Consider the following 26,005-nt stretch of genomic DNA (forward strand, 5'->3'; position numbering starts at 1 on the left):
TTTTTTTGTCAACGCGATAAGGCGTTTGATTGGCATGAACTTGCCAAATGTCATCGTCTTGGCTAACATGCCCTCGTTCGCGCATGCATCTGGGGCCTATCCAGTTGCAGGCAACAGTTAATCTGTTGTGTCGATACAGGCCAGTAGCTCAATTGGCAGAGCAGCGGTCTCCAAAACCGCAGGTTGGGGGTTCGATTCCCTCCTGGCCTGCCAACCTTCCCCAGGTTGGTGTGTGTTAGCCGGTAGTCAATCGGCTTTTTCATTTTTCAAGTTGTCGCCACGCCAGGAGTTTATCCCATGAAAAAGAATACCGGGGTGCAGGCGGCGTCGCGCTTCGATGCCGTAAAATGGCTTGTCGCTATTCTTCTGATAGCATTGGCTGTGGTCGGCAACGCGTTGTTCGATACCCAACCCCTCCCTTATCGTATTCTTGGCGTCATCATCGTAGCTGGGCTTGGTCTTGCTGCGGGATTTTCCACGTCTAAAGGTCACGCTCTGATTGAGCTTGGACGTAATGCCAAGAAAGAAATTCAGCGTGTCGTGTGGCCAACGCGTCAGGAAACGACTCAGACTACCGTAATCGTCATAGCAGCTGTATTCATCGTTGGGCTGTTCCTCTGGCTCATCGATACGCTTCTGGGCTACGGTGTTTTCTATATCGTGAATCGTTAGGAGATCGCACAGTATGGCCATGCGTTGGTACGTCGTTCACGCTTATTCCGGCTTCGAAAAGCAGGTACTGCGCTCATTGAAAGAGCGTGTCCGTCTCCATGAGATGGAAGATCAGTTCGGTGAAATTCTGGTGCCGACCGAAGAAGTCGTTGAAATGCGCGACGGCAAACGTCGCAAGAGTGAGCGCAAGTTCTATCCTGGCTATGTGCTGGTCGAGATGGATATGAACGATGCTACATGGCACTTGGTGAATGAAACGCCGCGTGTCATGGGCTTCATTGGCGGTACGCCTGAAAAACCGGCGCCCATTACTCAGCGTGAAGCAGAAGCCATTCTGCGTCGCGTGCAGGATGGTTCTGATAAGCCGCGTCCGAAGACTGTCTTCGATGCGGGTGAAACCGTTCGTGTCATCGATGGGCCGTTTGCTGACTTCAATGGTGTTGTTGAAGAAGTGAACTATGAGAAGAGTCGCTTGCAAGTGAGCGTGCTGATCTTCGGCCGCGCTACGCCAGTCGAGCTGGAATTCTCTCAGGTCGTCAAAGAGTAACTCTCTTCAGAATAAACAGTGTCTTGCTGTAATGGCGGGGCACTTTTTGAGCGCGCACTGCAAAGGGCGCGCGTCATTGTATGGGGAGCCGCTTGTCGGCGTTATCACCCAAAGGAGAAGGTAATGGCCAAGAAGGTTCAGGCATATATCAAGCTGCAGGTTGCAGCAGGTAAAGCTAACCCGAGTCCTCCCGTAGGTCCGGCTCTGGGTCAGCACGGCGTAAACATCATGGAATTCTGCAAGGCGTTCAACGCTCAGACTCAAGGCATTGAGCCGGGTCTGCCGACGCCTGTAGTTATTACCGTTTATTCCGACCGCAGCTTCACTTTCATCACCAAGACTCCGCCTGCGGCAGTCCTGCTGAAGAAAGCGGCTGGCATCAAGTCCGGTTCTGGTGAGCCGAACAAGAAGAAAGTCGGTACGGTTACGCGTGCACAGCTCGAAGAGATTGCTCGCACCAAGGAACCCGACATGACTGCTGGCGACCTCGAAGCAGCGGTTCGCTGCATCGCAGGTACTGCGCGCAGCATGGGTCTGAATGTGGAGGGTCTCTGAGATGGCAAAGCTGACTAAACGTATGAAGGCTATCCGCGAAAAAGTGGATGCCAACAAACAGTACAGCGTTGAAGAAGCTGTTGCGCTTCTGGCCGAGCTGTCCAGCGTCAAATTCAAGGAATCTGTCGACGTGGCAGTAAACCTTGGCGTTGACCCGCGTAAATCCGATCAGGTTGTCCGTGGTGCTACGGTCATGCCTAACGGTACTGGTAAAGACGTTCGCGTTGCTGTGTTCGCACAGGGCGCAGCGGCTGACGCTGCTCGTGAAGCCGGCGCTGAGATCGTGGGTATGGACGACCTGGCTGCAGAAATCAAAGGCGGCAAAATGGACTTCGACGTCGTTATCGCTGCTCCGGATGCGATGCGTGTCGTTGGTCAATTGGGTCAGATCCTCGGTCCGCGTGGCCTGATGCCGAACCCGAAAGTCGGTACTGTTACTCCTGATGTTGCTGGCGCTGTCAAAAACGCCAAGGCTGGTCAGGTTCGTTTCCGTACTGACAAAAACGGTATCATTCACACTACCGTTGGTAAGGTCGACTTCGCTGCGGATGCCATCAAAGGCAACGTTGAAGCACTACTGGCTGACCTGAAAAAACTCAAGCCGAGTTCTTCTAAAGGTATTTACCTTCAGAAAGTTACCCTGTCTACGACAATGGGTCCGGGCTTGACAATCGACACTTCCAGTCTCTCATGATTGGTCGCAGAGAGCGAATGATGTATACTAACCGTTCTCTGCGTTTGGTATCGATCTGCTTTGCGGTTCCCGTGCAGTTGCCCGGGTGCCGTCAAAGACCGCAGGTGTCTGGTACTTAATGCCTTTTAGGCGCCTGCGCAGATGGTGGGCCATGTCTTTTTGATGTGGCCCTCCCCGGTTCATGACCGTCTTCTGGCGGCATGAAAAAGCAACTCCAGGCGATTTTGCATGTAAGAATCGTTCTGGCACGAAGGAGTAATGACAGTGGCATTAGGTCTTGAAGGCAAGAAGGCCATCGTTGCCGAAGTCAACGAGGCTGCCAAAGCTGCGCTCTCCGTCGTCGTTGCTGACTCTCGTGGTGTAACTGTTGACGCAATGACTTCTCTGCGTAAACAGGCTCGCGAGAACGGTGTTGTTCTGCGTGTTGTTCGTAACACGCTGGCTCGCCGTGCGCTTGAAGGTACTGCTTATGAGTGCCTGAATGAAGCGTTCGTTGGCCCGACACTCCTGGCGTTCTCTACTGATCATCCGGGCGCTGGCGCTCGTTTGTTCAAAGAATTCGCCAAGAGCCAGGAAGCGTTTGAAGTTAAGGCGCTGGCTTATGAAGGTGAGCTGATCCCGGCTGCTGATCTTGATCGTCTGGCAACTCTGCCGACGATGGACGAAGCACTGGCGAAACTGCTGTCCGTCATGAAAGAAGCTTCTGCTGGCAAGCTGGCTCGTACGTTTGCTGCGCTGCGTGACAAAAAACAGGAAGAAGAAGCGGCTGCCTAATCCGGCCGTCTGTATTCTTGCTGTGAATTGAAACGCTTTTTACTTGATCGAGCACGCACGGTGCTCCGCAAAGTCTAGGAATTTTTAAGATGGCTCTTAGCAAAGACGATATCATCAACGCTGTTGCTGAAATGACTGTCATGGAAGTAGCTGAACTGGTTACTGCCATGGAAGAAAAATTCGGTGTTTCTGCTGCAGCTGCAGTAGTTGCTGGCCCGGCGGCCGGTGGCGAAGCTGCTGAAGAAAAAACTGAATTCGACCTCGTTCTGACTGACGCTGGTGAGAAGAAAGTTAACACCATCAAAGCCGTTCGTGAAATCACTGGCCTGGGTCTGAAAGAAGCCAAAGCTGCCGTTGACGGCGCTCCGGCTACTCTGAAAGAAGCTATGCCGAAAGACGAAGCTGAAGCAGCTGTTAAGAAGCTGGTAGAAGCTGGCGCCAAAGCAGAGCTCAAGTAAGCTCATGCATAGCGCCTCGTACGCTGTCTAAACTGCGTACACGGCTGGTGACGGAAATCCGTCGCCAGCCTTTTTCTGTTGCTAGTAACTGTGTTGATTATGCAGCTCTGGCCGGAAAATAGGCTATCAGGATGCATCGGGCAGGGCCTTCAGCTGACCTGTCCCTTCCGCCTCGCTGAAAACAGCATCATTGTCGAGTCTACACGTCAATCGTGCTGTCAGTAATCAGTAATAAGCTGACCTTACACTTTACAACGGCGAGTCGTTCAGGAACTGAAGACTTGCCGTTGGCGCCTGTCGGGGCCACGTACTGCCAACGAGTACCGACTGCGCCGGTCACTCATGGTGAACAAGCTGGGGAATACAGATGGCTTACTCATACACTGAGAAAAAACGCATCCGCAAGGATTTCGGCAAACTGCCCCAAGTGTTGGATGTGCCTTATTTGCTGGCCATTCAGCTTGATTCCTATCACGATTTCCTCCAGCAGGACCTGCCGGCCGCATCGCGTCGCGAAACAGGCCTGCATGCTGCGTTCAATTCCGTATTCCCGATCGAGAGCTTCTCCGGCAATGCGGTACTTGAATACGTTAGCTATCGTTTCGGAACCCCTGCCTTCGACGTGAAGGAATGCCAGCTCCGCGGTGTCACTTATTCCGCACCGCTGCGCGTAAAAGTACGCCTGGTGATCTTTGACAAGGAATCCGCCAACAAAGCGGTCAAAGACATCAAGGAGCAGGAAGTCTACATGGGGGAAATTCCCCTGATGACGGACAACGGTACCTTTATCATCAACGGTACTGAACGCGTCATCGTTTCCCAGCTTCACCGCAGCCCGGGTGTGTTCTTCGATCACGATAAAGGCAAAAGCCACTCTTCTGGCAAGCTGCTTTATTCTGCTCGAATCATTCCTTACCGCGGCTCTTGGCTCGACTTCGAGTTCGATCCGCGTGACAACGTCTTCGTTCGTATCGACCGTCGCCGCAAACTGCCGGCAACTGTTCTGCTGCGCGCGCTGGGCATGTCTCAGGAAGAGATCCTCGGCAAGTTCTTCGATACTAGCGTCTTCCATATCGAAAACAACGGTTTCTCTGTTGAGCTGGTACCGGCACGCCTGCGCGGTGAAACGGCATCTTTCGAAATTCGTGATGCTGATCTGAATGTGATTGTCGAAGAAGGCCGTCGCATCACCCAGAAACACATCCGTCAGATGGAAAAAGCCAATATCACGCGTCTGCGTGTGCCGATGGAATACCTGTTCGGCAAAGTATTGGCTCACGATCAGATCAATCCGGATACGGGTGAGCTGATCTTCGAATGTAATACCGAAATTACGCCTGAAGTTATCGAAGCACTGGGCAAAGCCGGCATTACGCGTATCGAAACGCTTTACACCAACGATCTGGATGCGGGTTCATTCATCTCCGATACGTTGAAAGTCGATACGTCCAGCTCTCAGCTGGAGGCGCTGGTCGAAATCTACCGTATGATGCGTCCGGGCGAGCCGCCCACCAAGGATGCCGCAGAAACGTTGTTCAACAACCTGTTCTTCTCGGAAGACCGCTACGATCTGTCTGCTGTCGGCCGCATGAAGTTCAACCGTCGTCTGCGCCGTGATAGCGACGAAGGCCCCGGTATCCTGACGCACGACGATATCATCGACGTGCTGAAAGAGCTGATCAACATCCGTAACGGCTACGGTGAAGTGGATGATATCGACCACTTGGGTAACCGTCGTATCCGTAGCGTCGGTGAAATGGCAGAGAACCAGTTCCGTGTAGGTCTGGTGCGCGTTGAACGCGCCGTCAAGGAACGTCTGTCCATGGCCGAAAGCGAAGGCCTGATGCCGCAGGATCTGATCAACGCTAAGCCGGTCGCTGCTGCCGTCAAAGAATTCTTTGGCTCCAGCCAGCTGTCCCAGTTCATGGACCAGAACAACCCGCTGTCCGAGGTTACGCACAAACGTCGCGTATCCGCACTTGGGCCGGGTGGTCTGACACGTGAACGCGCAGGCTTCGAAGTGCGTGACGTACACGTCACCCACTATGGTCGTCTCTGTCCGATCGAAACGCCTGAAGGTCCGAACATCGGTCTGATCAACTCTCTGGCCACCTATAGCCGTACCAACAGCTATGGCTTCCTAGAGACGCCTTATCGCAAGGTCGTTGATCAGAAAGTGACAGACGAAGTTGTTCATCTGTCCGCCATTGAAGAGGGCGATTTCGTTATCGCTCAGGCTTCTGCTGGCGTCGACGAAGAAGGCCGTCTGTGTGATGACTTGGTTCAGGTGCGTCATAAAGGTGAAACCACTTTTATGTCTCCTGAAAAAGTTACCCTGATGGACGTGTCTCCGCGTCAGGTCGTTTCTGTAGCTGCAGCATTGATTCCGTTCCTTGAGCACGATGACGCTAACCGTGCACTTATGGGATCGAACATGCAGCGTCAGGCAGTTCCGACGCTGAAGTCCGACAAACCACTGGTCGGTACCGGTATGGAACGCTTCGTTGCGCGTGACTCCGGTGTCTGCGCTGTTGCGCGCCGCGGTGGTAAAGTCGACTCCGTTGACGCCAAGCGTATCGTTATTCGTGTGAACGAAGACGAGATCGTGGGTGGTGAAGCGGGTGTTGATATTTACAACCTGACTAAATACGTTCGTTCTAACCAGAACACCTGCCAGAACCAACGTCCGATCGTACAGCCGGGCGACATGATTTCTCGCGGTGACATTCTGGCCGACGGTACGTCCGTTGATATGGGTGATCTGGCGCTGGGTCAGAACATGCGTATCGCGTTCATGCCGTGGAACGGGTTCAACTTCGAAGACTCCATGCTCATCTCTGAGCGTGTCGTTCAGGATGACCGTTTCACTACGGTACATATCCAGGAGCTGACTTGCGTATCTCGTGACACCAAGCTTGGGCCGGAAGAAATCACTTCCGATATCCCGAACGTTGGTGAAGCTGCGCTCAACAAGCTGGACGAATCCGGTATCGTGTATATCGGTGCCGAGATCAACCCGGGCGACATTCTGGTCGGTAAGGTAACGCCGAAAGGTGAAACCCAGCTGACGCCGGAAGAAAAACTGCTGCGCGCCATCTTTGGTGAGAAAGCCTCCGACGTCAAAGACACGTCGCTGCGTGCTTCTACCGGAATGCGCGGTACGGTCATTGACGTTCAGGTCTTCACTCGCGATGGCGTAGAGAAAGATCCGCGTGCACTGTCCATCGAGCAGACACAGCTGGCTGAAGTCCGCAAAGATCTGCAGGAAACGTTCCGCATTGCTGAAAAAGCAACGTTTGAACGTCTGCATCGCGTACTGTCTGGTGAAGCCGTCAACGGTGGTCCTCGCCTGAAGAAAGGTGATGTCGTCGAAGGCAGCTACCTTGACTCTCTGCCGCACGACCAGTGGTTCAGCCTGCGCATGCAGGACGAAGCCCTGAACGAGCTGCTGGCTCAGGCCAACGAACAGCTCGAAAGCCGTCGCAAAGAGATGGAAGAGCGCTTCGAAGACAAGAAACGCAAGCTGACTCAGGGCGATGACCTCGCGCCGGGCGTGCTGAAGATCGTCAAGGTCTACCTTGCCGTTAAACGCCGCATCCAGCCGGGTGATAAAATGGCAGGGCGCCACGGTAACAAGGGTGTTATCTCTGCGATTCAACCTGTCGAGAACATGCCGTTCGATAAATTCGGTACGCCGGTCGACTTCGTACTGAACCCGTTGGGCGTTCCGTCTCGAATGAACGTTGGTCAGATCCTCGAAACTCACTTGGGTATGGCGGCATTCGGCCTTGGCGAAAAAGTCAACCGTATGCTGAAGGATGTTCGTGGCCAGCAGGTCAAGGAGATCCGTGAGTTCCTCGACCAGGTCTACAACAAGACGGGTGGTCGCAAAGAAGAACTCGACAGCTTCTCTGATGAAGAAATCATTGATCTGGCGAAGAACCTGTCTCGCGGTGTACCGATTGCAACGCCGGTATTCGACGGTGCTAAGGAATCCGAAATCAAGGAACTGCTGCGCCTGGCAGACATCCCGGAATCCGGTCAGGTCGAGCTGTACGATGGCCGTAACGGCGAGAAATTCGATCGCCCCGTTACCGTTGGCTACATGTACATGCTGAAACTGAACCACCTGGTAGACGACAAGATGCACGCACGTTCTACGGGTTCCTACTCGCTCGTTACGCAGCAGCCGCTGGGTGGTAAAGCTCAGTTCGGTGGTCAGCGCTTCGGTGAGATGGAGGTGTGGGCACTCGAAGCGTACGGTGCTGCTTATACGCTCCAGGAAATGCTCACGGTCAAGTCCGACGATGTCGAAGGCCGTACGAAGATGTACAAGAGCATTGTCGATGGTGACCATACGATGCAGGCAGGTATGCCTGAGTCCTTCAACGTATTGGTCAAAGAAATCCGCTCGCTGGGTATCGATATCGAACTCGAAGGCTGAGCCGCGATTGGAGCACCCGTGCTGCCCTAGAGGCGGCACGGGTGTTGCCAAACGCTTGACCGTAATTCCTGTTGGTTTGCAGTGTGCGCTGGCCGCCTGAGTCCGTCGCATTGCACATGACAACTCCGCACGGAGCCGATGTTATGAAAGATTTGGTGAAAGTACTCAAATCGCAGGCTCATTCCGATGAGTTCGATGCGATCAAGATCTCGCTCGCCTCGCCGGATATGATTCGCTCCTGGTCCTATGGCGAAGTCAAAAAGCCAGAGACCATCAACTACCGTACCTTCAAGCCTGAACGTGACGGCTTGTTCTGCGCCAAAATCTTTGGCCCGGTAAAGGACTACGAGTGCCTCTGCGGCAAGTACAAGCGGATGAAGCACCGCGGCATCATCTGTGAAAAATGCGGTGTCGAAGTCACCAAGGCTTCCGTACGTCGTGAGCGCATGGGGCATATCGAACTGGCATCCCCCGTTGCGCATATCTGGTTCTTGAAATCACTGCCTAGCCGCATTGGTATGCTGCTAGACATGACGCTGCGTGATATCGAGCGCGTCCTTTATTTCGAATCCTTCGTGGTCATCGATCCTGGCATGACGACCCTTGAAAAAGGGCAGCTGCTGAACGATGAGCAGTATTTCGAAGCGCTGGAAGAGTTCGGTGACGACTTTGACGCTCGTATGGGGGCCGAGGCGATCCAGGCTCTGCTGGCCGAAATTGAGCTGGGTGAAGAGATTGAACGCCTGCGTGAAGAGATTCCGCAGACCAACTCTGATACCAAGATCAAAAAGCTTTCCAAACGCCTCAAGCTGCTGGAAGCGTTCTACAAATCCGGTAACCGTCCTGCATGGATGGTAATGGAAGTATTGCCTGTGTTGCCGCCGGATCTGCGTCCGTTGGTACCGCTGGATGGTGGCCGTTTCGCGACTTCCGATCTCAACGATCTGTATCGCCGTGTCATCAACCGTAACAACCGACTGAAACGCCTGTTGGACCTGAATGCTCCGGATATCATCGTGCGCAACGAGAAGCGCATGCTGCAGGAATCCGTCGATGCATTGCTCGATAACGGTCGCCGTGGTCGTGCCATCACTGGTTCCAACAAGCGTCCGCTGAAATCCTTGGCTGACATGATCAAGGGTAAGCAGGGTCGTTTCCGTCAGAACTTGCTGGGTAAACGTGTCGACTATTCTGGTCGTTCCGTTATCACAGTGGGCCCGACGCTGCGCCTGCACCAGTGTGGTCTGCCGAAGAAAATGGCGCTGGAGCTGTTCAAGCCGTTCATCTACGCCAAGCTTCAGGCCTCCGGTCAGGCAACGACGATTAAAGCGGCCAAGAAAATGGTCGAGCGTGAAGTTCCGGAAGTGTGGGACATCCTTGCTGATGTCATCCGCGAACATCCGGTCATGCTCAACCGCGCACCGACGCTGCACCGTCTGGGTATCCAGGCCTTCGAACCTATGCTGATCGAAGGTAAGGCTATCCATCTGCACCCGCTCGTCTGTGCGGCATACAACGCCGACTTCGACGGTGACCAGATGGCGGTACACGTACCGCTGACACTGGAAGCCCAGCTCGAAGCGCGTGCGCTGATGATGTCTACCAACAACGTACTGTCTCCGGCGAACGGTGATCCGATCATCGTGCCGTCTCAGGACGTTGTCTTGGGTCTGTACTACATGACCCGCGAGCGCATCAACGCTAAAGGCGAAGGCATGGTCTTCGCTAACCTGAATGAAGTTGAACGCGCCTTCGGCACTCAGAGCGTTGATCTGCATGCTCGTGTCAAAGTTCGTCTGACTGAGTGGGCCAAGGATGAGGAAAGCGGTGAGTTCGTTGAACACACTTCCATCCATGACACCACGGTTGGTCGTGCGCTGCTGTTCCGCATCATTCCGCGAGGTATGGCGTTCGAGAATGTCGATCGCCCGATGAAGAAGAAAGCGATCTCTCAGCTGATCAATACGGCATACCGTACGGTCGGTCTGAAAGAAGCGGTCATCCTTGCTGACCAGCTGATGTACACCGGTTTCCGCATGGCTATGTGGTCAGGTGCTTCCATCGGTGTTAATGACTTCGTTATCCCTGACTCCAAAGCAGAAATCGTTGCGGCGGCCGAAGAAGAAGTCAAAGAAATCGAAAGCCAGTTCTCCTCGGGTCTCGTTACTGCGGGTGAGAAGTACAACAAGGTTATCGATATCTGGTCCAAGGCGAACGATAAAGTCGCTAAAGCGATGATGGCGAATATCTCGAAAGAGAAAGTCATCGACCGCGATGGCAATGAAGTCGAACAAGACTCGTTCAACAGCGTCTTCATCATGGCTGACTCTGGTGCTCGTGGTAGTGCTGCACAGATTCGTCAGCTGGCGGGTATGCGTGGTCTGATGGCGAAGCCGGATGGTTCCATCATCGAAACGCCGATCACTGCGAACTTCCGTGAAGGTCTGAACGTACTCCAGTACTTCATCTCGACCCACGGTGCTCGTAAGGGTCTGGCGGATACGGCGCTCAAGACCGCTAACTCCGGTTATCTGACGCGTCGTCTTGTAGACGTTGCGCAGGACGTTGTCGTAACGCGTGAAGACTGTGGTACTGAAGACGGCTTGGTGATGAACCCGGTCATCGAGGGCGGTGATATCATCGTCTCCCTGGCTGAGCGTGTGCTGGGTCGTGTCGTAGCCAAAGATGTCGTTGATGCCAATGACAACGTACTGATCCCGAAAGGGACGCTGCTGGACGAAGAGTGGTGTGGCCGTCTGGATGGCATGGGTATCGACGAAATCGTCGTGCGCAGCGCCATTACTTGTGAAAACGAGCATGGCGTATGTTCTGCCTGCTACGGTCGCGACTTGGCCCGTGGCCACGTGGTCAACGTCGGTGAATCCGTCGGTGTCATCGCAGCACAGTCTATCGGTGAGCCGGGTACACAGCTGACCATGCGTACGTTCCACATCGGTGGTGCGGCATCTCGTGCCTCTGCCATCGACAACGTACAGGTTAAGCACGGCGGTACGATCCGTCTGCACAACATGAAGTCTGTTGAGCGTGCGGATGGCAAGTTGATCGTCGTTTCTCGTTCCAGCGCGCTGGCGATTGCCGATGAACAGGGCCGTGAGCGTGAATACTACAAGATGCCATACGGTGCCGAGCTGGGTGTTCGTGAAGGCGAACGCGTCGAAGCCGGTCAAGTGGTAGCGAAGTGGGATCCGCACACTCACCCGATCATTGCCGAGGTGGCAGGTAAGATCCAGTTCACCGATATGGACGAAGGTCATACCATGCACCGTACGGTGGATGAGATGACTGGTCTGTCTTCCATCGAGATTATGGAAGTCGGTAACCGTCCTACCTCCGGTCGCGACATGCGTCCGATGATCATGCTGCTGGATGATGCTGGCAAACACATCACTCTGCCGGGTTCCAATACACCGGTTCAGTACATGCTGCCGGGTAACGCCATCGTGTCCGCTGATAACGGTGACGTTATCGGGGTGGGTGAAGTCGTTGCACGTATTCCGGTAGAGGCATCGGGTAACAAGGATATCACCGGGGGTCTGCCGCGCGTTGCCGACCTGTTCGAAGCGCGTAAACCGAAAGAGCCGTCCATCCTGGCGGAAATTTCCGGTACCGTTACTTTTGGCAAGGAAACCAAAGGCAAGCGTCGTCTCACGATTACGCCTTCCGAAGGTGATCCGGTCGAAATGCTGATCCCGAAATGGCGTCAGATCGGTGTGTTTGAAGGTGAAACGGTCGAGAAGGGTGAAGTCATCTCTGATGGCCCGAGCAACCCGCATGACATTCTGCGCCTGCTGGGCGTCTCTGAACTCGCGAAATACATCACGACCGAGATCCAGGACGTTTACCGTCTGCAGGGTGTTGGCATCAACGATAAGCACATTGAAGTCATTGTTCGCCAGATGCTGCGTAAGGTTGAAATTACTGACGCTGGCGATAGTACGCTGATTCATGGCGACCAAGTTGATATCGCGCGTGTACTGTCCGAAAACACTCGTATCGAGCGTGAAGGCAAGTTCCCGGCGAAGTATCAGCGTGTGCTGCTGGGTATCACCAAGGCTTCCTTGGCAACCGAGTCCTTCATCTCTGCCGCTTCGTTCCAGGAAACTACGCGTGTTCTGACCGAAGCTGCCGTTACCGGCAAGCGCGACCATCTGCGCGGTCTGAAGGAAAACGTTGTTGTGGGTCGTTTGATCCCAGCAGGTACAGGCTTGGCGCATCACCTTGAGCGTCAGCGTAAACGCGGTAACAGTCCTGAAGACGCATTGAGCAGCCTAAGTGCGCTGGACATCGAGCAAGAGCTCGGTGCACAGCTGACGGCCCTCGATGCGGATGATGAATAAGGCATTGCGAGCAACGAGGTAGCATAAGTCTTGCCCGTTCTTTGTTGAGCGGGCTTGACGCTTGTTACGTTAACCCCGTAAAATTCGCAGCCTTTGATAGAGGGAGTAGTCTATCTATTCTCGATGTCAGAAGAGAGGCCGCTTTTGGCGGTCTTCAAGCACATTATGGAGTGAGCATTAATGGCAACCATTAACCAGCTGGTGCGTAAGCCCCGCAAGCGCCCCGTCACTAAAAGTGACGTGCCGGCTCTGCAGGCTTGCCCGCAGCGTCGTGGTGTATGTACTCGCGTATATACCACTACACCGAAGAAACCAAACTCTGCACTGCGTAAAGTATGTCGTGTACGTCTGACCAATGGTTACGAAGTCACGTCATACATCGGTGGTGAAGGGCACAACCTTCAGGAGCACTCCGTTGTCCTGATTCGTGGCGGTCGCGTAAAAGACTTGCCAGGTGTGCGTTACCACACTGTTCGCGGTGCTCTGGATACTTCTGGTGTTCAGGATCGTAAACAGGGCCGTTCTAAATACGGTGCTAAACGTCCTAAATCTTGATCCACTACGGTCTGATAAGAGTAAGGCTGGTCAGCAAGTTGCCAGGTTTACCTGAAGGACCCTTCAACTGAGGGCTTATCATGCCTAGACGTCGTGTTGCCGCCAAGCGCGAAATCCTGCCGGATCCTAAATTCGGAAGTGAACGCCTGGCTAAGTTCATGAACCACCTGATGATCAGCGGCAAGAAATCCGTAGCAGAGCGTATTGTCTACGGTGCCCTTGATCGTGTTGCCGCTCGCTCCAACGATGCTGAGCCGCTGGCCATTTTCGAGAAAGCGCTGGAAACCATCCAGCCGATGGTAGAGGTCAAATCACGCCGCGTCGGTGGTGCTACCTATCAGGTGCCTGTCGAAGTGCGTCCGTCCCGTCGCGAAGCTCTGGCTATGCGCTGGATGGTAGATGCAGCGCGTTCCCGTGGTGAAAAAACCATGGAACAGCGTCTTGCTGGCGAAATCCTCGATGCCGCAGAAGGCAAGGGTGCCGCAGTTAAGAAGCGTGAAGACGTACACCGCATGGCAGATGCCAACAAGGCGTTCTCTCACTACCGTTTCTAAGTTGCTTTTCAGGTGTCTGCCAATACTGTACAAACGGCTTGGCAGATGCCGAAAGCGCATAGAACGACGCTTCCAACCACAGGACACTTTATCGTGGCACGTAAGACACCTCTCAATCGTTACCGTAATATCGGTATCGTAGCGCACGTCGATGCGGGTAAGACGACGACTACTGAGCGCGTCCTCTTCTATACCGGTCTTTCTCATAAGATCGGTGAGGTGCATGAGGGCGCTGCGACCATGGACTGGATGGAGCAGGAGCAGGAACGTGGTATCACTATCACGTCCGCTGCGACTACCTGTTTCTGGCCGGGCATGAACAAGCAGTTTGAACCGCACCGCATCAACATCATCGATACGCCAGGACACGTTGACTTCACGATCGAAGTGGAACGTTCCTTGCGCGTACTCGACGGTGCTGTTGTCGTACTGTGTGGTTCTTCCGGTGTTCAGCCGCAGACCGAAACGGTATGGCGTCAGGCTAACAAGTACGAAGTTCCGCGTATGGTCTTCGTCAACAAGATGGACCGTGCTGGTGCCGACTTCTTTATGGTTGTCGATCAGCTGCGCGAACGTCTGAATGCCAACGCTGTGCCGATCCAGATTAACTGGGGCGCAGAAGACGACTTCAAAGGCGTTGTCGACCTGATCGAAATGAAAGCCATCCTCTGGAATGAAGAAGACCAGGGTATGTCTTACGAGCTGGTTGATATTCCTGCAGAACTTCAGGCCAAAGCAGAAGAACAGCGCGAGTTCATGCTCGAAGCTGCTGCTGAAGCATCTGATGAGCTGATGGAAAAATATCTGGAAGAGGGTGACCTCTCCAAGGAAGAAATCAAAGCAGCTCTGCGTCGCCGTACGCTGGACAACGAAATCGTTCTCGTCACCTGTGGTTCTGCATTCAAGAACAAAGGTGTTCAGGCGGTTTTGGATGGTGTCATCGAATACCTGCCGTCCCCGACTGAAGTTAAAGCGATCGAAGGTGAGTTGGATGATGCCGCTGGTACCATCGAAACTCGTGAAGCCGACGACAACGCGCCTTTCGCTGCGCTGGCGTTCAAGATCGCAACTGACCCGTTCGTGGGTACGCTGACCTTTATTCGCGTCTACTCTGGCGTACTGAATTCTGGTGACAGCGTATTCAACTCGGTCAAGTCCAAGCGCGAGCGCGTTGGTCGTATCGTTCAGATGCACGCCAACTCTCGCGAAGAGATCAAAGAAGTTTACGCTGGCGACATCGCAGCGTGTGTTGGTCTGAAAGACGTCACTACAGGTGATACCCTGTGTGATATCGATGCCAAAATTGTTCTGGAACGCATGGAATTCCCGGATCCCGTTATTGCTGTAGCGGTTGAGCCGAAATCCAAAGCAGACCAGGAAAAAATGGGTATCGCTCTTGGTAAGCTGGCTCAGGAAGATCCGTCTTTCCGCGTGAAGACTGATGAAGAAACGGGTCAGACTATCATCGCCGGTATGGGTGAGCTCCACCTCGACATCATCGTTGACCGTATGCGTCGCGAGTTCAAGGTTGAAGCCAACATTGGTAAGCCGCAGGTTGCCTACCGTGAAACCATCCGCAAGTCTGTCGAGCAGGAAGGTAAGTTCGTACGTCAGTCTGGTGGCCGTGGTCAGTTCGGTCACGTATGGCTGCGCATCGAACCGCTGACTGCCGAAGACAAAGGCGACGATGCGGAAATGTCGTTCAAGTTCGACTCCGAAATCGTTGGCGGTGTGGTACCTAAGGAATACGTTCCGGCTGTAGAAAAAGGTGCTTTCGAGCAGCTGCAGAATGGTGTTATCGCGGGTTACCCGATGATTGACGTCAAAGTTGCGCTGTTTGACGGTTCCTACCACGATGTCGACTCTAACGAGAACGCGTTCAAGATTGCCGCTTCTATGGCGATCAAAGAAGGTGCTCGTAAAGCTGGGGCAGTATTGCTCGAGCCGATCATGAAAGTCGAAGTGGTTACACCGGAAGAGTTCATGGGCGATGTTATGGGTGACCTTAACCGTCGTCGTGGACTGGTGCAGGGTATGGATGATTCTTCCTCTGGTAAAATCATTCGTGCAATGGTGCCGCTGGGTGAGATGTTCGGTTACGCGACCGACCTGCGCTCGCAGACCCAGGGCCGCGCAAGCTACTCTATGGAGTTTGCGAAGTATGATGAGGCGCCGTCCAGCGTCGTCGAAGCCGTCATCAATCAGAACGGATAACCCGTTTTAGTACAGAAAGAGGTTATAGCAGTGGCTAAGGAAAAATTTGATCGTTCCAAACCGCATGTCAACGTTGGTACCATCGGCCACGTCGACCATGGTAAAACGACGCTGACAGCGGCCCTGACTCGCGTTTCCGCCGAGCTCTTCGGTGGTGACTGGCGTGCATTCGATACCATCGATAACGCTCCTGAAGAGCGTGAACGTGGTATCACTATCGCGACTGCTCACGTTGAGTATCAGTCCGAAATCCGTCACTACGCGCACGTTGACTGCCCGGGACACGCTGACTACGTCAAGAACATGATCACTGGTGCTGCGCAGATGGACGGCGCGATCCTGGTATGTTCTGCAGCTGACGGCCCCATGCCGCAGACTCGTGAGCACATCCTGCTGTCTCGTCAGGTTGGCGTTCCGTACATCGTTGTGTTCCTGAACAAAGCGGACATGGTCGATGACGAAGAGCTGCTCGAGCTGGTCGAAATGGAAGTTCGCGAACTTCTGAACGAATACGACTTCCCGGGTGACGACACTCCGATCATCATCGGTTCTGCACTGATGGCGCTGGAAGGTAAAGACGACAACGGTATGGGTACTACCGCTGTTGGTAACCTGATCAAGTCCCTGGATGAGTACATCCCGGAACCGGAACGTGCCGTTGATCAGCCGTTCCTGATGCCGATCGAAGACGTATTCTCTATCTCTGGTCGTGGTACCGTTGTTACCGGTCGTGTAGAGCGCGGTATCGTTAAGACTGGTGAAGAAGTCGAAATCGTTGGTCTGCGCGAAACCACCAAAACTACCGTTACTGGTGTTGAAATGTTCCGCAAACTGCTCGACGAAGGTCGTGCAGGTGAGAACATTGGTGCGCTGCTGCGTGGTACCAAACGTGACGAAGTCGAACGTGGTCAGGTTCTGGCTAAGCCGGGTACTATCACTCCGCACACCAAGTTCAACGCGGAAGTGTACATCCTGTCTAAAGACGAAGGCGGTCGTCACACTCCGTTCTTCAAAGGCTATCGTCCGCAGTTCTACTTCCGTACCACTGACGTAACTGGTACTTGTGAACTGCCGGAAGGCGTTGAAATGGTAATGCCTGGCGATAACGTCACCATGGAAGTTACGCTGATCGCTCCTATCGCAATGGAAGATGGTCTGCGTTTCGCAATCCGTGAAGGTGGCCGCACCGTAGGTGCTGGTGTTGTTGCCAAGATCGTTGAATAATTGATACGATCTGCACATAAAGGGGCTCCCCTGCGGGGGCCCCTTTGTCATGTCGAGTGTCTCTCATGCCTGGTGTGATTTGACTCCTTAGAATAGGGAGCCTATAATTCGCCATCTTTACGGTGTGAGTAGACGGCTCGCGTCGTTGCTATTCACAAGGCTGCTCGCTTTGTTGCTTTTGTGCTGTAGTAGTGCAAAAGTGATAGGGTGTGGCTACTGGAGTTTCTGGCACATGCAGAACCAAAAAATTCGCATTCGGTTGAAAGCGTTTGACCATCGCCTGATCGATCAGTCCACGCAAGAAATCGTGGAAACCGCGAAGCGTACTGGCGCTCAGGTGCGCGGTCCGATTCCGCTGCCGACCAACCGCGAACGTTACACTGTCCTGATCTCTCCGCACGTCAACAAAGACGCGCGTGATCAGTACGAGATCCGCACTCACAAGCGTGTGCTCGACATCGTTGAGCCGACTGAAAAAACAGTTGATGCGCTGATGAAGCTTGATCTCGCTGCTGGCGTAGATGTACAGATCAAGGTTGATTAATCAATTACACTAGTCACTCACGGTCACGTTGACCGTCGCGTCGGGATGACGCCATACAATGTGCTAGTGGAATGCTCTGGAAAGGGCAGCCATAGCGGGTGATAGCCCCGTACACTATTAGGAGACTGAACATGACGATCGGTTTAGTCGGTAAGAAGTGCGGCATGAGCCGTATCTTCACCGAAGATGGCGCATCAGTGCCCGTAACCGTTATCGAGGTTGAGCCGAACCGCGTTACTACCGTTAAGACGCTTGAGTCTGACGGCTATCGCGCTGTACAGGTTACAACTGGCTCCCGCAAAGCTAAGCACCTCTCTAAAGCAGCTGCTGGTCAGTTTGCTAAAGCGGGTGTCGAAGCTGGTCGCGCCTTGGTCGAATTCCGTCTTGCAGACGGCGATGAAGACCCGCAAGTTGGCGGCGAATTCACTGTATCCCTCTTTGAAGCTGGTCAGAAGATTGACGTGACCGGCCTGTCCAAAGGTAAGGGTTTCCAGGGTGGTGTTAAACGCTGGAACTTCCGTACCCAGGATATGACCCACGGTAACTCCCTCTCGCATCGTGCACCGGGTTCTATCGGTCAGTGCCAGACGCCTGGACGTGTATTCAAAGGTAAAAAAATGGCAGGTCACATGGGTAGTGCTCGTGTAACCGTCCAGAGCCTTGAAGTCGTTCGCGTTGACGCTGAACGTAATCTGTTGCTTGTTAAAGGTGCCGTACCGGGCGCTACTGGCAGCGACGTAGTTGTACGTACCGCTGTCAAAGCTCGCGGGGAGGAAAAAGCGCAATGAACCTGAATCTCGCAGGTGCTAACGCAGGCACCGTCGAACTTTCCGACGCGACTTTCGGTAAAGACTTCAACGAAGCCCTGATTCATCAAGTTGTGACTGCCTACCTGGCAGGCGCACGTCAAGGCTCTCGTGCACAGAAGACTCGTTCCGATGTCAGCGGCGGTGGTAAAAAACCGTGGCGTCAGAAAGGCTCTGGCCGCGCTCGTGCAGGTACTATCCGTTCTCCTCTGTGGCGTAGCGGTGGTGTAACCTTCGCAGCTCGCCCGCAGGACCACGCGCAGAAAGTTAACCGCAAAATGTATCGTGCGGCCATGCGCTCCATCCTGTCCGAACTGGTACGCCAGGATCGCCTGGTGGCAGTCGAAACTTTCGCTGTTGAAACGCCGAAGACCAAACAGCTGGCAGCTACGCTGAAAGCAATGGATTTGGAAAACGTGCTGATCATCACCGAAGAAGTTGATGCCAATCTGTACCTGGCAGCACGTAATATTCCTAACGTTGCTGTTGTCGACGTGGCAGCGGTTGACCCCGTTAGCCTGATCGCCTTCGACAAAGTGCTGGTAACTGTTCCGGCGCTGCGCAAGTTCGAGGAGAAGCTGGCATGAACCAGGAACGCGTATTCAAAGTTCTGCTTGGTCCGCACATGACCGAAAAAGCAGCTGTTGCTGCTGAAAACGGCCAGTACGTTTTCAAGGTGGCCAGCGATGCGACTAAAACCGAAGTCAAGAAAGCAGTAGAAGCGCTTTTCGAGAAAAAGGTTAAGTCCGTCCAGGTAGTGAACATCAAAGGCAAGGTCAAGCGCAGCGCACGTGGTGAAGGTCGCCGCAACGACATTCGCAAGGCTTATGTCACTCTGGCCGCTGGTGAAACTCTCGAAGACTTCACCGGTAACGAGTAAGGCAGGAGAACGGATCATGGCAGTAGTTAAGACCAAACCTACTTCCGCCGGTCGTCGCCATTTGGTGAAGACTGTCAACCCCGACCTTTATAAAGGTCGTCCGGTTGCCTCTCTGGTCGAGTCCCAGACCCGCACTGGTGGTCGTAACAACAAAGGCCGCATTACCACTCGCCACATCGGTGGTGGTCAGCGCCAGCATTATCGTCTGATCGATTTCAAACGTACCAAGGACGGCATTCCTGCTGTTGTTGAACGTATCGAATACGATCCGAACCGTAGCGCCCATATCGCGCTGCTGAAATATATGGACGGTGAACGTCGCTACATCATTGCTCCTAAGCGTGTCAGCGTTGGTGATCGTCTTGAATCCGGTGTTAACGCCGCAATCCGCAGTGGTAATGCACTGCCGCTGCGTAACATTCCGGTCGGTTCTGTCATCCACTGCATCGAGCTGAAACCGGGTAAAGGTGCTCAGTTGGTTCGCAGTGCTGGCGCAAGCGCTCAGCTGGTTGCCCGTGAAGGCAACTACGCGACCATCCGCCTTCGTTCTGGTGAAATGCGTCGTGTACTGGCTGAATGCCGCGCTACGCTTGGTGAAGTCGGCAACTCTGAACACAGCCTGCGTCAACTGGGTAAAGCCGGTGCCAAACGCTGGAAAGGTGTGCGTCCGACAGTTCGCGGTGTTGCAATGAACCCGGTTGATCACCCGCACGGTGGTGGTGAGGGTCGTACCAGCGGTGGCCGTCATCCGGTTTCTCCGTGGGGCGTTCCGACCAAAGGTCACAAGACCCGCAAGAACAAGCGCACCGATAAACTGATCGTTCGTCGCCGCAAGGCCAAGTAATAGAAACTAAGGGGTAACGGCTGTGCCACGTTCACTTAAGAAAGGTCCCTTCATTGACCTTCATCTTTTGAAGAAGGTTGAGGCGGCTGTGGAGAAGAACGACCGCAAACCGATCGTCACTTGGTCGCGTCGTTCCATGGTCCTGCCAAACATGGTAGGTCTCACCATTGCTGTCCATAACGGTCGCCAGCATGTACCGGTCTACGTCTCTGAAGAGATGGTCGGTCACAAACTCGGCGAGTTCGCTGCAACCCGCACCTATCGCGGTCACGCGGCTGACAAGAAAGCCAAGCGGTAAGTAAGAGAGGACCATAGAAATGGAAGAAGTAGCTGCTAAATTGCGCGGCGCTCGCCTGTCCGCTCAGAAAGCCCGTTTGGTGGCAGATCAGGTGCGCGGAAAGCCCGTAGCGGAAGCGCTGGACATCTTGGCATTCTCTCCGAAGAAAGCCGCTGTCCTGGTACAAAAAGTGCTCAAATCCGCGATTGCTAATGCGGAAGAGAATAACGGCATGGACATCGACGAACTTCGCGTCTCGACTATCTATGTCGATGAGGGCATGACGCTGAAACGCATCCGTCCGCGTGCCAAAGGCCGTGCGGATCGCATTATGAAGCGCACTTGTCACATCACCGTCAAGGTAGCCGAGAAGTAGGAGTCGACCAGATGGGTCAGAAAGTACATCCAATCGGTATGCGCCTCGGTATCGTCAAAGACCACACTTCGGTCTGGTACGCAGAGCGTGGCGCTTACGCCGACAAGCTGAACAACGATCTTCAGGTACGTAGTTTCATCGAAGACCGTCTGAAAAATGCATCCGTTAGCCGCATTCAGATCGAACGTCCGGCCAACAATGCACGTATCACCATTCACACTGCTCGTCCGGGTATCGTGATTGGTAAGAAAGGCGAGGACGTTGATCGTCTGCGCCGTGAGCTGACTGCGATGATGGGCGTTCCGGTCCATGTCAACATCGAAGAAGTTCGCAAACCCGAGCTTGATGCTCGCCTGGTGGCTCAGAACGTCGCTGGCCAGCTGGAACGTCGCGTTATGTTCCGTCGTGCCATGAAACGCGCTGTGCAGAACGCCATGCGTCTGGGCGCTCAAGGTATCAAGATTCAGCTGTCCGGCCGTCTTGGCGGTGCTGAAATCGCACGTACCGAGCAGTATCGTGAAGGCCGTGTGCCGCTTCACACTCTGCGCGCAGACATTGACTACTCCACCTATGAAGCTCACACCACCTATGGTGTTATCGGCGTAAAAGTGTGGATTTTCAAAGGCGAAATTCTTGGTGGCATCGAGGAAGTCCGCGCTAAGGCGAAACAACCTCAGCAACCTGCATCCAAGAAGAAAGGTTCCAAGTAAGGGGGGGTAGTCGATGTTACAGCCCAAACGTACTAAATTCCGCAAGCAGCACAAAGGCCGTAACCGCGGCCTGGCTCAGCGCGGAAGTAGCGTGAGCTTCGGCGAATACGGCCTCAAAGCCGTAGGTCGTGGCCGCATCACTGCACGTCAGATCGAAGCTGGCCGTCGTGCCATCACTCGTCACGTTAAACGTGGCGGTAAGATCTGGATCCGCATCTTCCCGGACAAACCGATCTCCGAGAAACCTCTCGAAGTTCGTATGGGTAAGGGTAAAGGTTCTGTAGAATACTGGGTTGCCCAGATTCAGCCGGGCAAAGTGCTCTACGAAATCGAAGGTGTCTCCGAAGAGCTGGCACGTGAAGCTTTCGATCTCGCCGCTCAGAAGATGCCCGTTGCCACTACTTTCGTGAAACGGACGGTGATGTGATGAAAGCTCAGGAACTCCGCGACAAGTCAGTCAATGAGCTCAAGGCGCAGCTGCTTGAGCTGCTGCGTGAGCAGTTCAACCTGCGTATGCAGAAAGCTACGGGTCAGCTCAGTCAGGCCCATCTGTTGAAGCAGACGCGTCGCGACATCGCTCGTGTCAAGACTGTGATCAACGAGAAAGCAGGTAACTAAGATGGCCGAAGACAAAAAGCCCCGTACGCTTACCGGCAAGGTAGTAAGCGACAAGATGGACAAGTCCATCGTCGTGATGATCGAGCGTAGCGAACGTCACCCGATTTACGGTAAATACGTCAAGCGCTCCACCAAGCTGCAGGCTCATGACGAAAACAGTCAGGCGAAACTTGGTGATACGGTGTCCATCGCGGAATGCCGTCCGATCTCCAAGAACAAATCCTGGTCACTGGTAGAAGTGATCGAACGGGCGAAGGGTTAATCCCGTCTGCCAGTGCAGTCAGTTTAGGTTTGGAGAAAACCGATGATTCAGACGCAAACAATGCTGGATGTCGCTGACAACAGCGGTGCGCGCCGAGTTATGTGTATTAAGGTTCTCGGTGGTTCGCATCGTCGCTATGCGCGAATTGGCGACATCATCAAAGTGACGGTCAAGGAAGCTATTCCGCGCGGTCGTGTCAAGAAAGGTCAGGTCCTGAAAGCGGTCGTGGTCCGTACCCGTAGTGGCGTACGTCGCCCCGACGGTTCGCTGATCCGTTTCGACGGCAATGCAGCGGTGTTGTTGAACAACACCAACGAACAGCCGGTCGGCACTCGTATTTTTGGGCCGGTGACTCGCGAACTTCGTAACGAGAAGTTTATGCGAATCATTTCCTTGGCGCCCGAAGTGCTGTAAGGAGCGAAACGGACAATGCGCAAGATCAAGACTCAAGACGAAGTTATCGTCATCGCCGGCAAGGACAAGGGCAAGCGCGGAACCGTTCAACGTGTTCTGAAAGACGGCAAATTCGTCGTCGCTGGTGTGAACGTTGTTAAGCGTCACACTAAGCCCAACCCGATGCTGGGCACCCAGGGTGGTATCGTTGAGCGTGAGGCTCCGATTCACGAGTCCAACGTTGCAATCTTCAACCAGGAAACCGGCAAGGCTGATCGCGTTGGCTTCCAGGTCAAAGAAGACGGTACCAAGGTCCGTATCTACAAGTCGACTCAAAAGCAGATCGACGCCTAACGTGAGTCGGGTGGGACAATGGCGAATTTGAAAGAGCAGTTCAAGAACGAGGTTGTAGCCAAACTGACAGAACAGTTTGGCTATGCCAACGTAATGCAGATGCCCAAGATCACGAAAGTGACTCTGAACATGGGTGTCGGTGAAGCGACCAGCGACAAGAAACTGATCGACTTTGCTACCGCGGATATGGAGAAGCTGTCAGGGCAGAAACCTGTCGTGACTAAAGCACGTAAATCCGTTGCTGGCTTCAAAGTCCGTGAAGGCTGGCCGATCGGTGTTAAGGTAACCCTGCGTGGCGAACGCATGTGGGAATTCCTTGATCGCCTGGTCAACATTGCGATCCCGCGTATCCGCGATTTCCGTGGTCTGAACCCGAAATCTTTTGACGGTCGCGGCAACTATTCGATGGGGGTACGTGAACAGATCATCTTCCCCGAGATCGAATATGATAAGATTGATCGCATCCGCGGTTTGGATATCACGATTACCACTACCGCCAACACTGACGAGGAAGGTCGTGCGCTCCTGAGCGCTCTGAACTTCCCGTTCAAGAAATAAGGTCGGACAATGGCTAAGAAAAGTATGGTTGAGCGTGAGCTTAAACGTGCGCGCCTAGCTGAAAAATATGCCGCGCGTCGTGCTGAGCTCAAAGCAATCATCCAGAGTGTTGATGCGTCTGATGAAGATCGCTTCGATGCACAGCTCAAACTGCAGTCCCTGCCGCGTGACTCCAGCCCGGTACGTCAGCGTAAACGCTGCCGTATCACAGGTCGTCCCCATGGCTATTACAACAAGTTTGGCCTGGGTCGTAACAAGCTGCGTGAAGCCGCAATGCGCGGTGACATCCCCGGCTTGACCAAGGCAAGCTGGTAACCGCGTACACAGGAGTGCGATAAATGAGCATGCAAGACACTCTGGCGGATATGCTTACGCGTATTCGCAATGCGCAGCAGGCTACCAAGGCGACGGTTTCTATTCCGTCGTCTAAGATCAAGGTCCAGGTAGCGCGCGTACTGAAAGAAGAAGGTTACATTGCGGACTTCGCTGTCGAAGGTGACAAGCAGCCGCAGCTGAATGTGACCCTTAAGTATTTCGAAGGCAAACCGGTCATCGAACACCTGCAACGCGTATCCAAGCCTTCTCTGCGCATCTACAAGGGCAAGGATGAACTTCCCGAGGTTGCAGATGGTTTGGGTGTGGCGATCATTTCCACCTCCAAGGGCGTAATGACCGACCGCGCTGCACGTCAAGCTGGCGTCGGCGGTGAAGTCATCTGCACCGTATTCTAGGAGCGAGAAATGTCCAGGATCGCAAAATACCCGGTAACGCTGCCAAGCGGCGTCGAAGCCAAGCTCAACGACCAGGTTCTGACTGTCAAAGGCAGCCAGGGTCAACTTGAGCTGACCATCCATCCCGACGTTGTCGTGAGCCAGGAAGAAGGCAAACTGACCTTCGCACCGAGCGAAACGGCAAAAAACTGGGCTATGGCTGGTACCACCCGTGCGCTTGCTAACAACATGGTCATCGGTGTAACCGAAGGGTTCACTCGTACACTGGAAATCACCGGTGTCGGTTACCGTGCACAAGCAAGTGGCAAAACCATCAACCTCACGCTGGGTTTCTCTCACCCTGTCGAGTATGCACTGCCTGAAGGTGTTACTGCGGAAACTCCGAAGAACACCACGATCGTGCTGAAAAGCGCTGACAAGCAGCGTCTCGGCCAGGTGGCGGCTGAAATTCGTGCCTTCCGTCCGCCGGAGCCTTATAAAGGCAAAGGTGTACGTTACGGTGACGAGCAAGTCCGTCGTAAAGAAGCCAAGAAGAAGTAAGGCAGGGTTATGAACGCGAAGAAAGAAAGTCGTCTCCGTCGTGCCCGCCGCGCGCGCGCGAAAATTCGCGAGCTGGGCGTCGAGCGTCTGTGCGTCAACCGCACCCCGCGCCATATCTATGCGCAGATTATTTCTGCGGACGGTGGGCGTGTTCTCGTCAGCGCTTCGACGCTGGACAAATCGCTGCGTGAAGGTGCCACTGGCAACGTCGATGCAGCGACCAAAGTCGGCGCACTGCTGGCCGAGCGTGCCAAGGAAGCAGGTATTTCCCAGGTAGCCTTTGACCGCTCCGGGTTCAAGTACCACGGTCGAGTCAAGGCGCTGGCTGATGCTGCGCGCGAAGGCGGCCTGAAATTCTAAAGGGTGACACGATGGCGAATAACGAACAGAAAGGCAGCGGTGATCTGCAAGAGAAGTTGGTGCAGATTAACCGCGTCGCCAAAGTGGTCAAAGGTGGCCGTATTTTCGGTTTCACTGCTCTGACCGTTGTTGGCGATGGCAAAGGGCGCGTCGGCTTTGGCCGCGGCAAGGCACGTGAAGTGCCGGTCGCTATCCAGAAGGCTATGGATCAGGCGCACCGCAACATGATCAAAGTCGAGCTGAAAGGTAACACGCTGCAGTATCCGGTGCGTGCAAACCACGGGGCGTCCAAGATCTTCATGCAGCCTGCATCCGAAGGTACGGGTATCATCGCCGGTGGTGCGATGCGCTCTGTACTGGAGCTGGCAGGTGTTCAGGACGTTCTGGCTAAGTGCTACGGCTCGACCAACCCGGTCAACGTTGTACGTGCAACCATCAAGGGTCTCGCTTCCATGCGTTCCCCTGAAGATGTTGCTGCCAAACGTGGCCTCTCCGTCGCACAAATCACGGGGTAACTACGATGTCAGCCAAGATCAAAGTGACTCAAGTTCGCAGTGCCATCGGCACAGGCAAAAAACACCAGGCTACCGTGCGTGGCCTGGGCCTGCGTCGCATCGGCCATACGGTTGAACTGGAAGACACCCCGGCCGTTCGCGGCATGATTAACAAGGTTAACTACCTTGTTCGAGTCGAGGGAGAGTAA

Annotated in this window: 32 protein-coding genes and 1 tRNA gene; all 33 read left to right on the forward strand. The window is 54.1% G+C overall.

Annotated features, from left to right (window positions below; genetic code table 11):
* The first annotated feature begins 137 nt into the window (after positions 1–137).
* Positions 138–213, forward strand: a tRNA-Trp gene (locus tag ZBT109_RS01395).
* A gap of 84 nt (positions 214–297) precedes the next feature.
* Positions 298–672 carry a preprotein translocase subunit SecE gene (secE, locus tag ZBT109_RS01400; protein WP_027704499.1) on the forward strand — a complete coding sequence of 125 codons (375 nt, stop codon included), beginning with the start codon at positions 298–300 and terminating at the stop codon, positions 670–672.
* A gap of 13 nt (positions 673–685) precedes the next feature.
* The gene (nusG, locus tag ZBT109_RS01405; protein WP_027704500.1) at positions 686–1,219 is read left to right on the forward strand and encodes a transcription termination/antitermination protein NusG; all 534 of its coding nucleotides are present in this window, start codon (positions 686–688) and stop codon (positions 1,217–1,219) included.
* Positions 1,220–1,342: 123 nt separating this feature from the next.
* Complete coding sequence (gene rplK, locus ZBT109_RS01410) at positions 1,343–1,774, forward strand: 50S ribosomal protein L11 (RefSeq protein ID WP_027704501.1); 432 nt, start codon at positions 1,343–1,345, stop codon at positions 1,772–1,774.
* 1 nt (position 1,775) lies between these two features.
* Positions 1,776–2,468, forward strand: coding sequence for a 50S ribosomal protein L1 (gene rplA, locus ZBT109_RS01415; RefSeq protein WP_027704502.1), 693 nt, complete (start codon positions 1,776–1,778; stop codon positions 2,466–2,468).
* 264 nt (positions 2,469–2,732) lie between these two features.
* Positions 2,733–3,242: a 50S ribosomal protein L10 gene (gene rplJ, locus ZBT109_RS01420; protein ID WP_027704503.1), complete on the forward strand. Its 510-nt coding sequence runs from the start codon at positions 2,733–2,735 to the stop codon at positions 3,240–3,242.
* Between the two features lie 89 nt (positions 3,243–3,331).
* A complete protein-coding gene (gene rplL / locus ZBT109_RS01425) occupies positions 3,332–3,700 on the forward strand; it encodes a 50S ribosomal protein L7/L12 (protein ID WP_027704504.1) in 369 nt (122 codons plus the stop codon).
* A gap of 367 nt (positions 3,701–4,067) precedes the next feature.
* On the forward strand, positions 4,068–8,144 hold the full coding sequence (gene rpoB / locus ZBT109_RS01430) for a DNA-directed RNA polymerase subunit beta (protein ID WP_027704505.1): 4,077 nt from the start codon (positions 4,068–4,070) through the stop codon (positions 8,142–8,144).
* A gap of 143 nt (positions 8,145–8,287) precedes the next feature.
* Positions 8,288–12,502: a DNA-directed RNA polymerase subunit beta' gene (gene rpoC, locus ZBT109_RS01435; protein ID WP_027704506.1), complete on the forward strand. Its 4,215-nt coding sequence runs from the start codon at positions 8,288–8,290 to the stop codon at positions 12,500–12,502.
* 180 nt (positions 12,503–12,682) lie between these two features.
* Positions 12,683–13,057, forward strand: coding sequence for a 30S ribosomal protein S12 (gene rpsL, locus ZBT109_RS01440; RefSeq protein WP_027704507.1), 375 nt, complete (start codon positions 12,683–12,685; stop codon positions 13,055–13,057).
* Between the two features lie 80 nt (positions 13,058–13,137).
* Positions 13,138–13,611, forward strand: coding sequence for a 30S ribosomal protein S7 (gene rpsG, locus ZBT109_RS01445; RefSeq protein WP_027704508.1), 474 nt, complete (start codon positions 13,138–13,140; stop codon positions 13,609–13,611).
* 93 nt (positions 13,612–13,704) lie between these two features.
* On the forward strand, positions 13,705–15,825 hold the full coding sequence (gene fusA, locus ZBT109_RS01450; protein ID WP_027704509.1) for an elongation factor G: 2,121 nt from the start codon (positions 13,705–13,707) through the stop codon (positions 15,823–15,825).
* A gap of 30 nt (positions 15,826–15,855) precedes the next feature.
* A complete protein-coding gene (tuf, locus tag ZBT109_RS01455) occupies positions 15,856–17,049 on the forward strand; it encodes an elongation factor Tu (protein ID WP_027704510.1) in 1,194 nt (397 codons plus the stop codon).
* Positions 17,050–17,281: 232 nt separating this feature from the next.
* Positions 17,282–17,593 carry a 30S ribosomal protein S10 gene (gene rpsJ / locus ZBT109_RS01460; protein WP_027704511.1) on the forward strand — a complete coding sequence of 104 codons (312 nt, stop codon included), beginning with the start codon at positions 17,282–17,284 and terminating at the stop codon, positions 17,591–17,593.
* A gap of 131 nt (positions 17,594–17,724) precedes the next feature.
* A complete protein-coding gene (gene rplC / locus ZBT109_RS01465; protein ID WP_027704512.1) occupies positions 17,725–18,381 on the forward strand; it encodes a 50S ribosomal protein L3 in 657 nt (218 codons plus the stop codon).
* Complete coding sequence (rplD, locus tag ZBT109_RS01470; protein ID WP_027704513.1) at positions 18,378–18,986, forward strand: 50S ribosomal protein L4; 609 nt, start codon at positions 18,378–18,380, stop codon at positions 18,984–18,986. Before rplC ends, rplD begins: the two co-directional genes overlap by 4 nt.
* Entirely contained in the window at positions 18,983–19,279 is a 297-nt protein-coding gene (gene rplW / locus ZBT109_RS01475) for a 50S ribosomal protein L23 (protein WP_027704514.1), read from the forward strand. Before rplD ends, rplW begins: the two co-directional genes overlap by 4 nt.
* A 16-nt stretch (positions 19,280–19,295) precedes the next feature.
* Positions 19,296–20,123 carry a 50S ribosomal protein L2 gene (rplB, locus tag ZBT109_RS01480; RefSeq protein WP_027704515.1) on the forward strand — a complete coding sequence of 276 codons (828 nt, stop codon included), beginning with the start codon at positions 19,296–19,298 and terminating at the stop codon, positions 20,121–20,123.
* A 22-nt stretch (positions 20,124–20,145) separates the two neighbouring features.
* Positions 20,146–20,421 carry a 30S ribosomal protein S19 gene (rpsS, locus tag ZBT109_RS01485; protein WP_027704516.1) on the forward strand — a complete coding sequence of 92 codons (276 nt, stop codon included), beginning with the start codon at positions 20,146–20,148 and terminating at the stop codon, positions 20,419–20,421.
* Between the two features lie 19 nt (positions 20,422–20,440).
* On the forward strand, positions 20,441–20,776 hold the full coding sequence (gene rplV / locus ZBT109_RS01490) for a 50S ribosomal protein L22 (RefSeq protein ID WP_027704517.1): 336 nt from the start codon (positions 20,441–20,443) through the stop codon (positions 20,774–20,776).
* An 11-nt stretch (positions 20,777–20,787) separates the two neighbouring features.
* Positions 20,788–21,486, forward strand: coding sequence for a 30S ribosomal protein S3 (gene rpsC, locus ZBT109_RS01495; RefSeq protein WP_027704518.1), 699 nt, complete (start codon positions 20,788–20,790; stop codon positions 21,484–21,486).
* Positions 21,487–21,499: 13 nt separating this feature from the next.
* Positions 21,500–21,913, forward strand: a complete 414-nt coding sequence (rplP, locus tag ZBT109_RS01500) for a 50S ribosomal protein L16 (protein ID WP_027704519.1) — start codon at positions 21,500–21,502, stop codon at positions 21,911–21,913.
* Complete coding sequence (gene rpmC / locus ZBT109_RS01505; RefSeq protein ID WP_027704520.1) at positions 21,913–22,104, forward strand: 50S ribosomal protein L29; 192 nt, start codon at positions 21,913–21,915, stop codon at positions 22,102–22,104. Before rplP ends, rpmC begins: the two co-directional genes overlap by 1 nt.
* Position 22,105: 1 nt before the next feature.
* Positions 22,106–22,366, forward strand: coding sequence for a 30S ribosomal protein S17 (rpsQ, locus tag ZBT109_RS01510; protein ID WP_027704521.1), 261 nt, complete (start codon positions 22,106–22,108; stop codon positions 22,364–22,366).
* 42 nt (positions 22,367–22,408) lie between these two features.
* A complete protein-coding gene (gene rplN / locus ZBT109_RS01515; protein WP_027704522.1) occupies positions 22,409–22,780 on the forward strand; it encodes a 50S ribosomal protein L14 in 372 nt (123 codons plus the stop codon).
* A gap of 15 nt (positions 22,781–22,795) precedes the next feature.
* Complete coding sequence (gene rplX / locus ZBT109_RS01520; protein WP_027704523.1) at positions 22,796–23,113, forward strand: 50S ribosomal protein L24; 318 nt, start codon at positions 22,796–22,798, stop codon at positions 23,111–23,113.
* Between the two features lie 18 nt (positions 23,114–23,131).
* Positions 23,132–23,671, forward strand: a complete 540-nt coding sequence (gene rplE, locus ZBT109_RS01525; RefSeq protein WP_027704524.1) for a 50S ribosomal protein L5 — start codon at positions 23,132–23,134, stop codon at positions 23,669–23,671.
* Between the two features lie 9 nt (positions 23,672–23,680).
* Entirely contained in the window at positions 23,681–23,986 is a 306-nt protein-coding gene (gene rpsN, locus ZBT109_RS01530) for a 30S ribosomal protein S14 (RefSeq protein ID WP_027704525.1), read from the forward strand.
* 23 nt (positions 23,987–24,009) lie between these two features.
* Entirely contained in the window at positions 24,010–24,402 is a 393-nt protein-coding gene (rpsH, locus tag ZBT109_RS01535) for a 30S ribosomal protein S8 (protein WP_027704526.1), read from the forward strand.
* Positions 24,403–24,411: 9 nt separating this feature from the next.
* On the forward strand, positions 24,412–24,942 hold the full coding sequence (gene rplF / locus ZBT109_RS01540; RefSeq protein ID WP_027704527.1) for a 50S ribosomal protein L6: 531 nt from the start codon (positions 24,412–24,414) through the stop codon (positions 24,940–24,942).
* 9 nt (positions 24,943–24,951) lie between these two features.
* The gene (gene rplR, locus ZBT109_RS01545) at positions 24,952–25,302 is read left to right on the forward strand and encodes a 50S ribosomal protein L18 (protein ID WP_027704528.1); all 351 of its coding nucleotides are present in this window, start codon (positions 24,952–24,954) and stop codon (positions 25,300–25,302) included.
* 11 nt (positions 25,303–25,313) lie between these two features.
* The gene (gene rpsE, locus ZBT109_RS01550) at positions 25,314–25,817 is read left to right on the forward strand and encodes a 30S ribosomal protein S5 (protein WP_027704529.1); all 504 of its coding nucleotides are present in this window, start codon (positions 25,314–25,316) and stop codon (positions 25,815–25,817) included.
* 5 nt (positions 25,818–25,822) lie between these two features.
* The gene (gene rpmD / locus ZBT109_RS01555; protein ID WP_027704530.1) at positions 25,823–26,005 is read left to right on the forward strand and encodes a 50S ribosomal protein L30; all 183 of its coding nucleotides are present in this window, start codon (positions 25,823–25,825) and stop codon (positions 26,003–26,005) included.

Origin of the sequence: Zymobacter palmae (assembly GCF_003610015.1) — a bacterium.
Taxonomy (GTDB): Bacteria; Pseudomonadota; Gammaproteobacteria; order Pseudomonadales; family Halomonadaceae; genus Zymobacter; species Zymobacter palmae.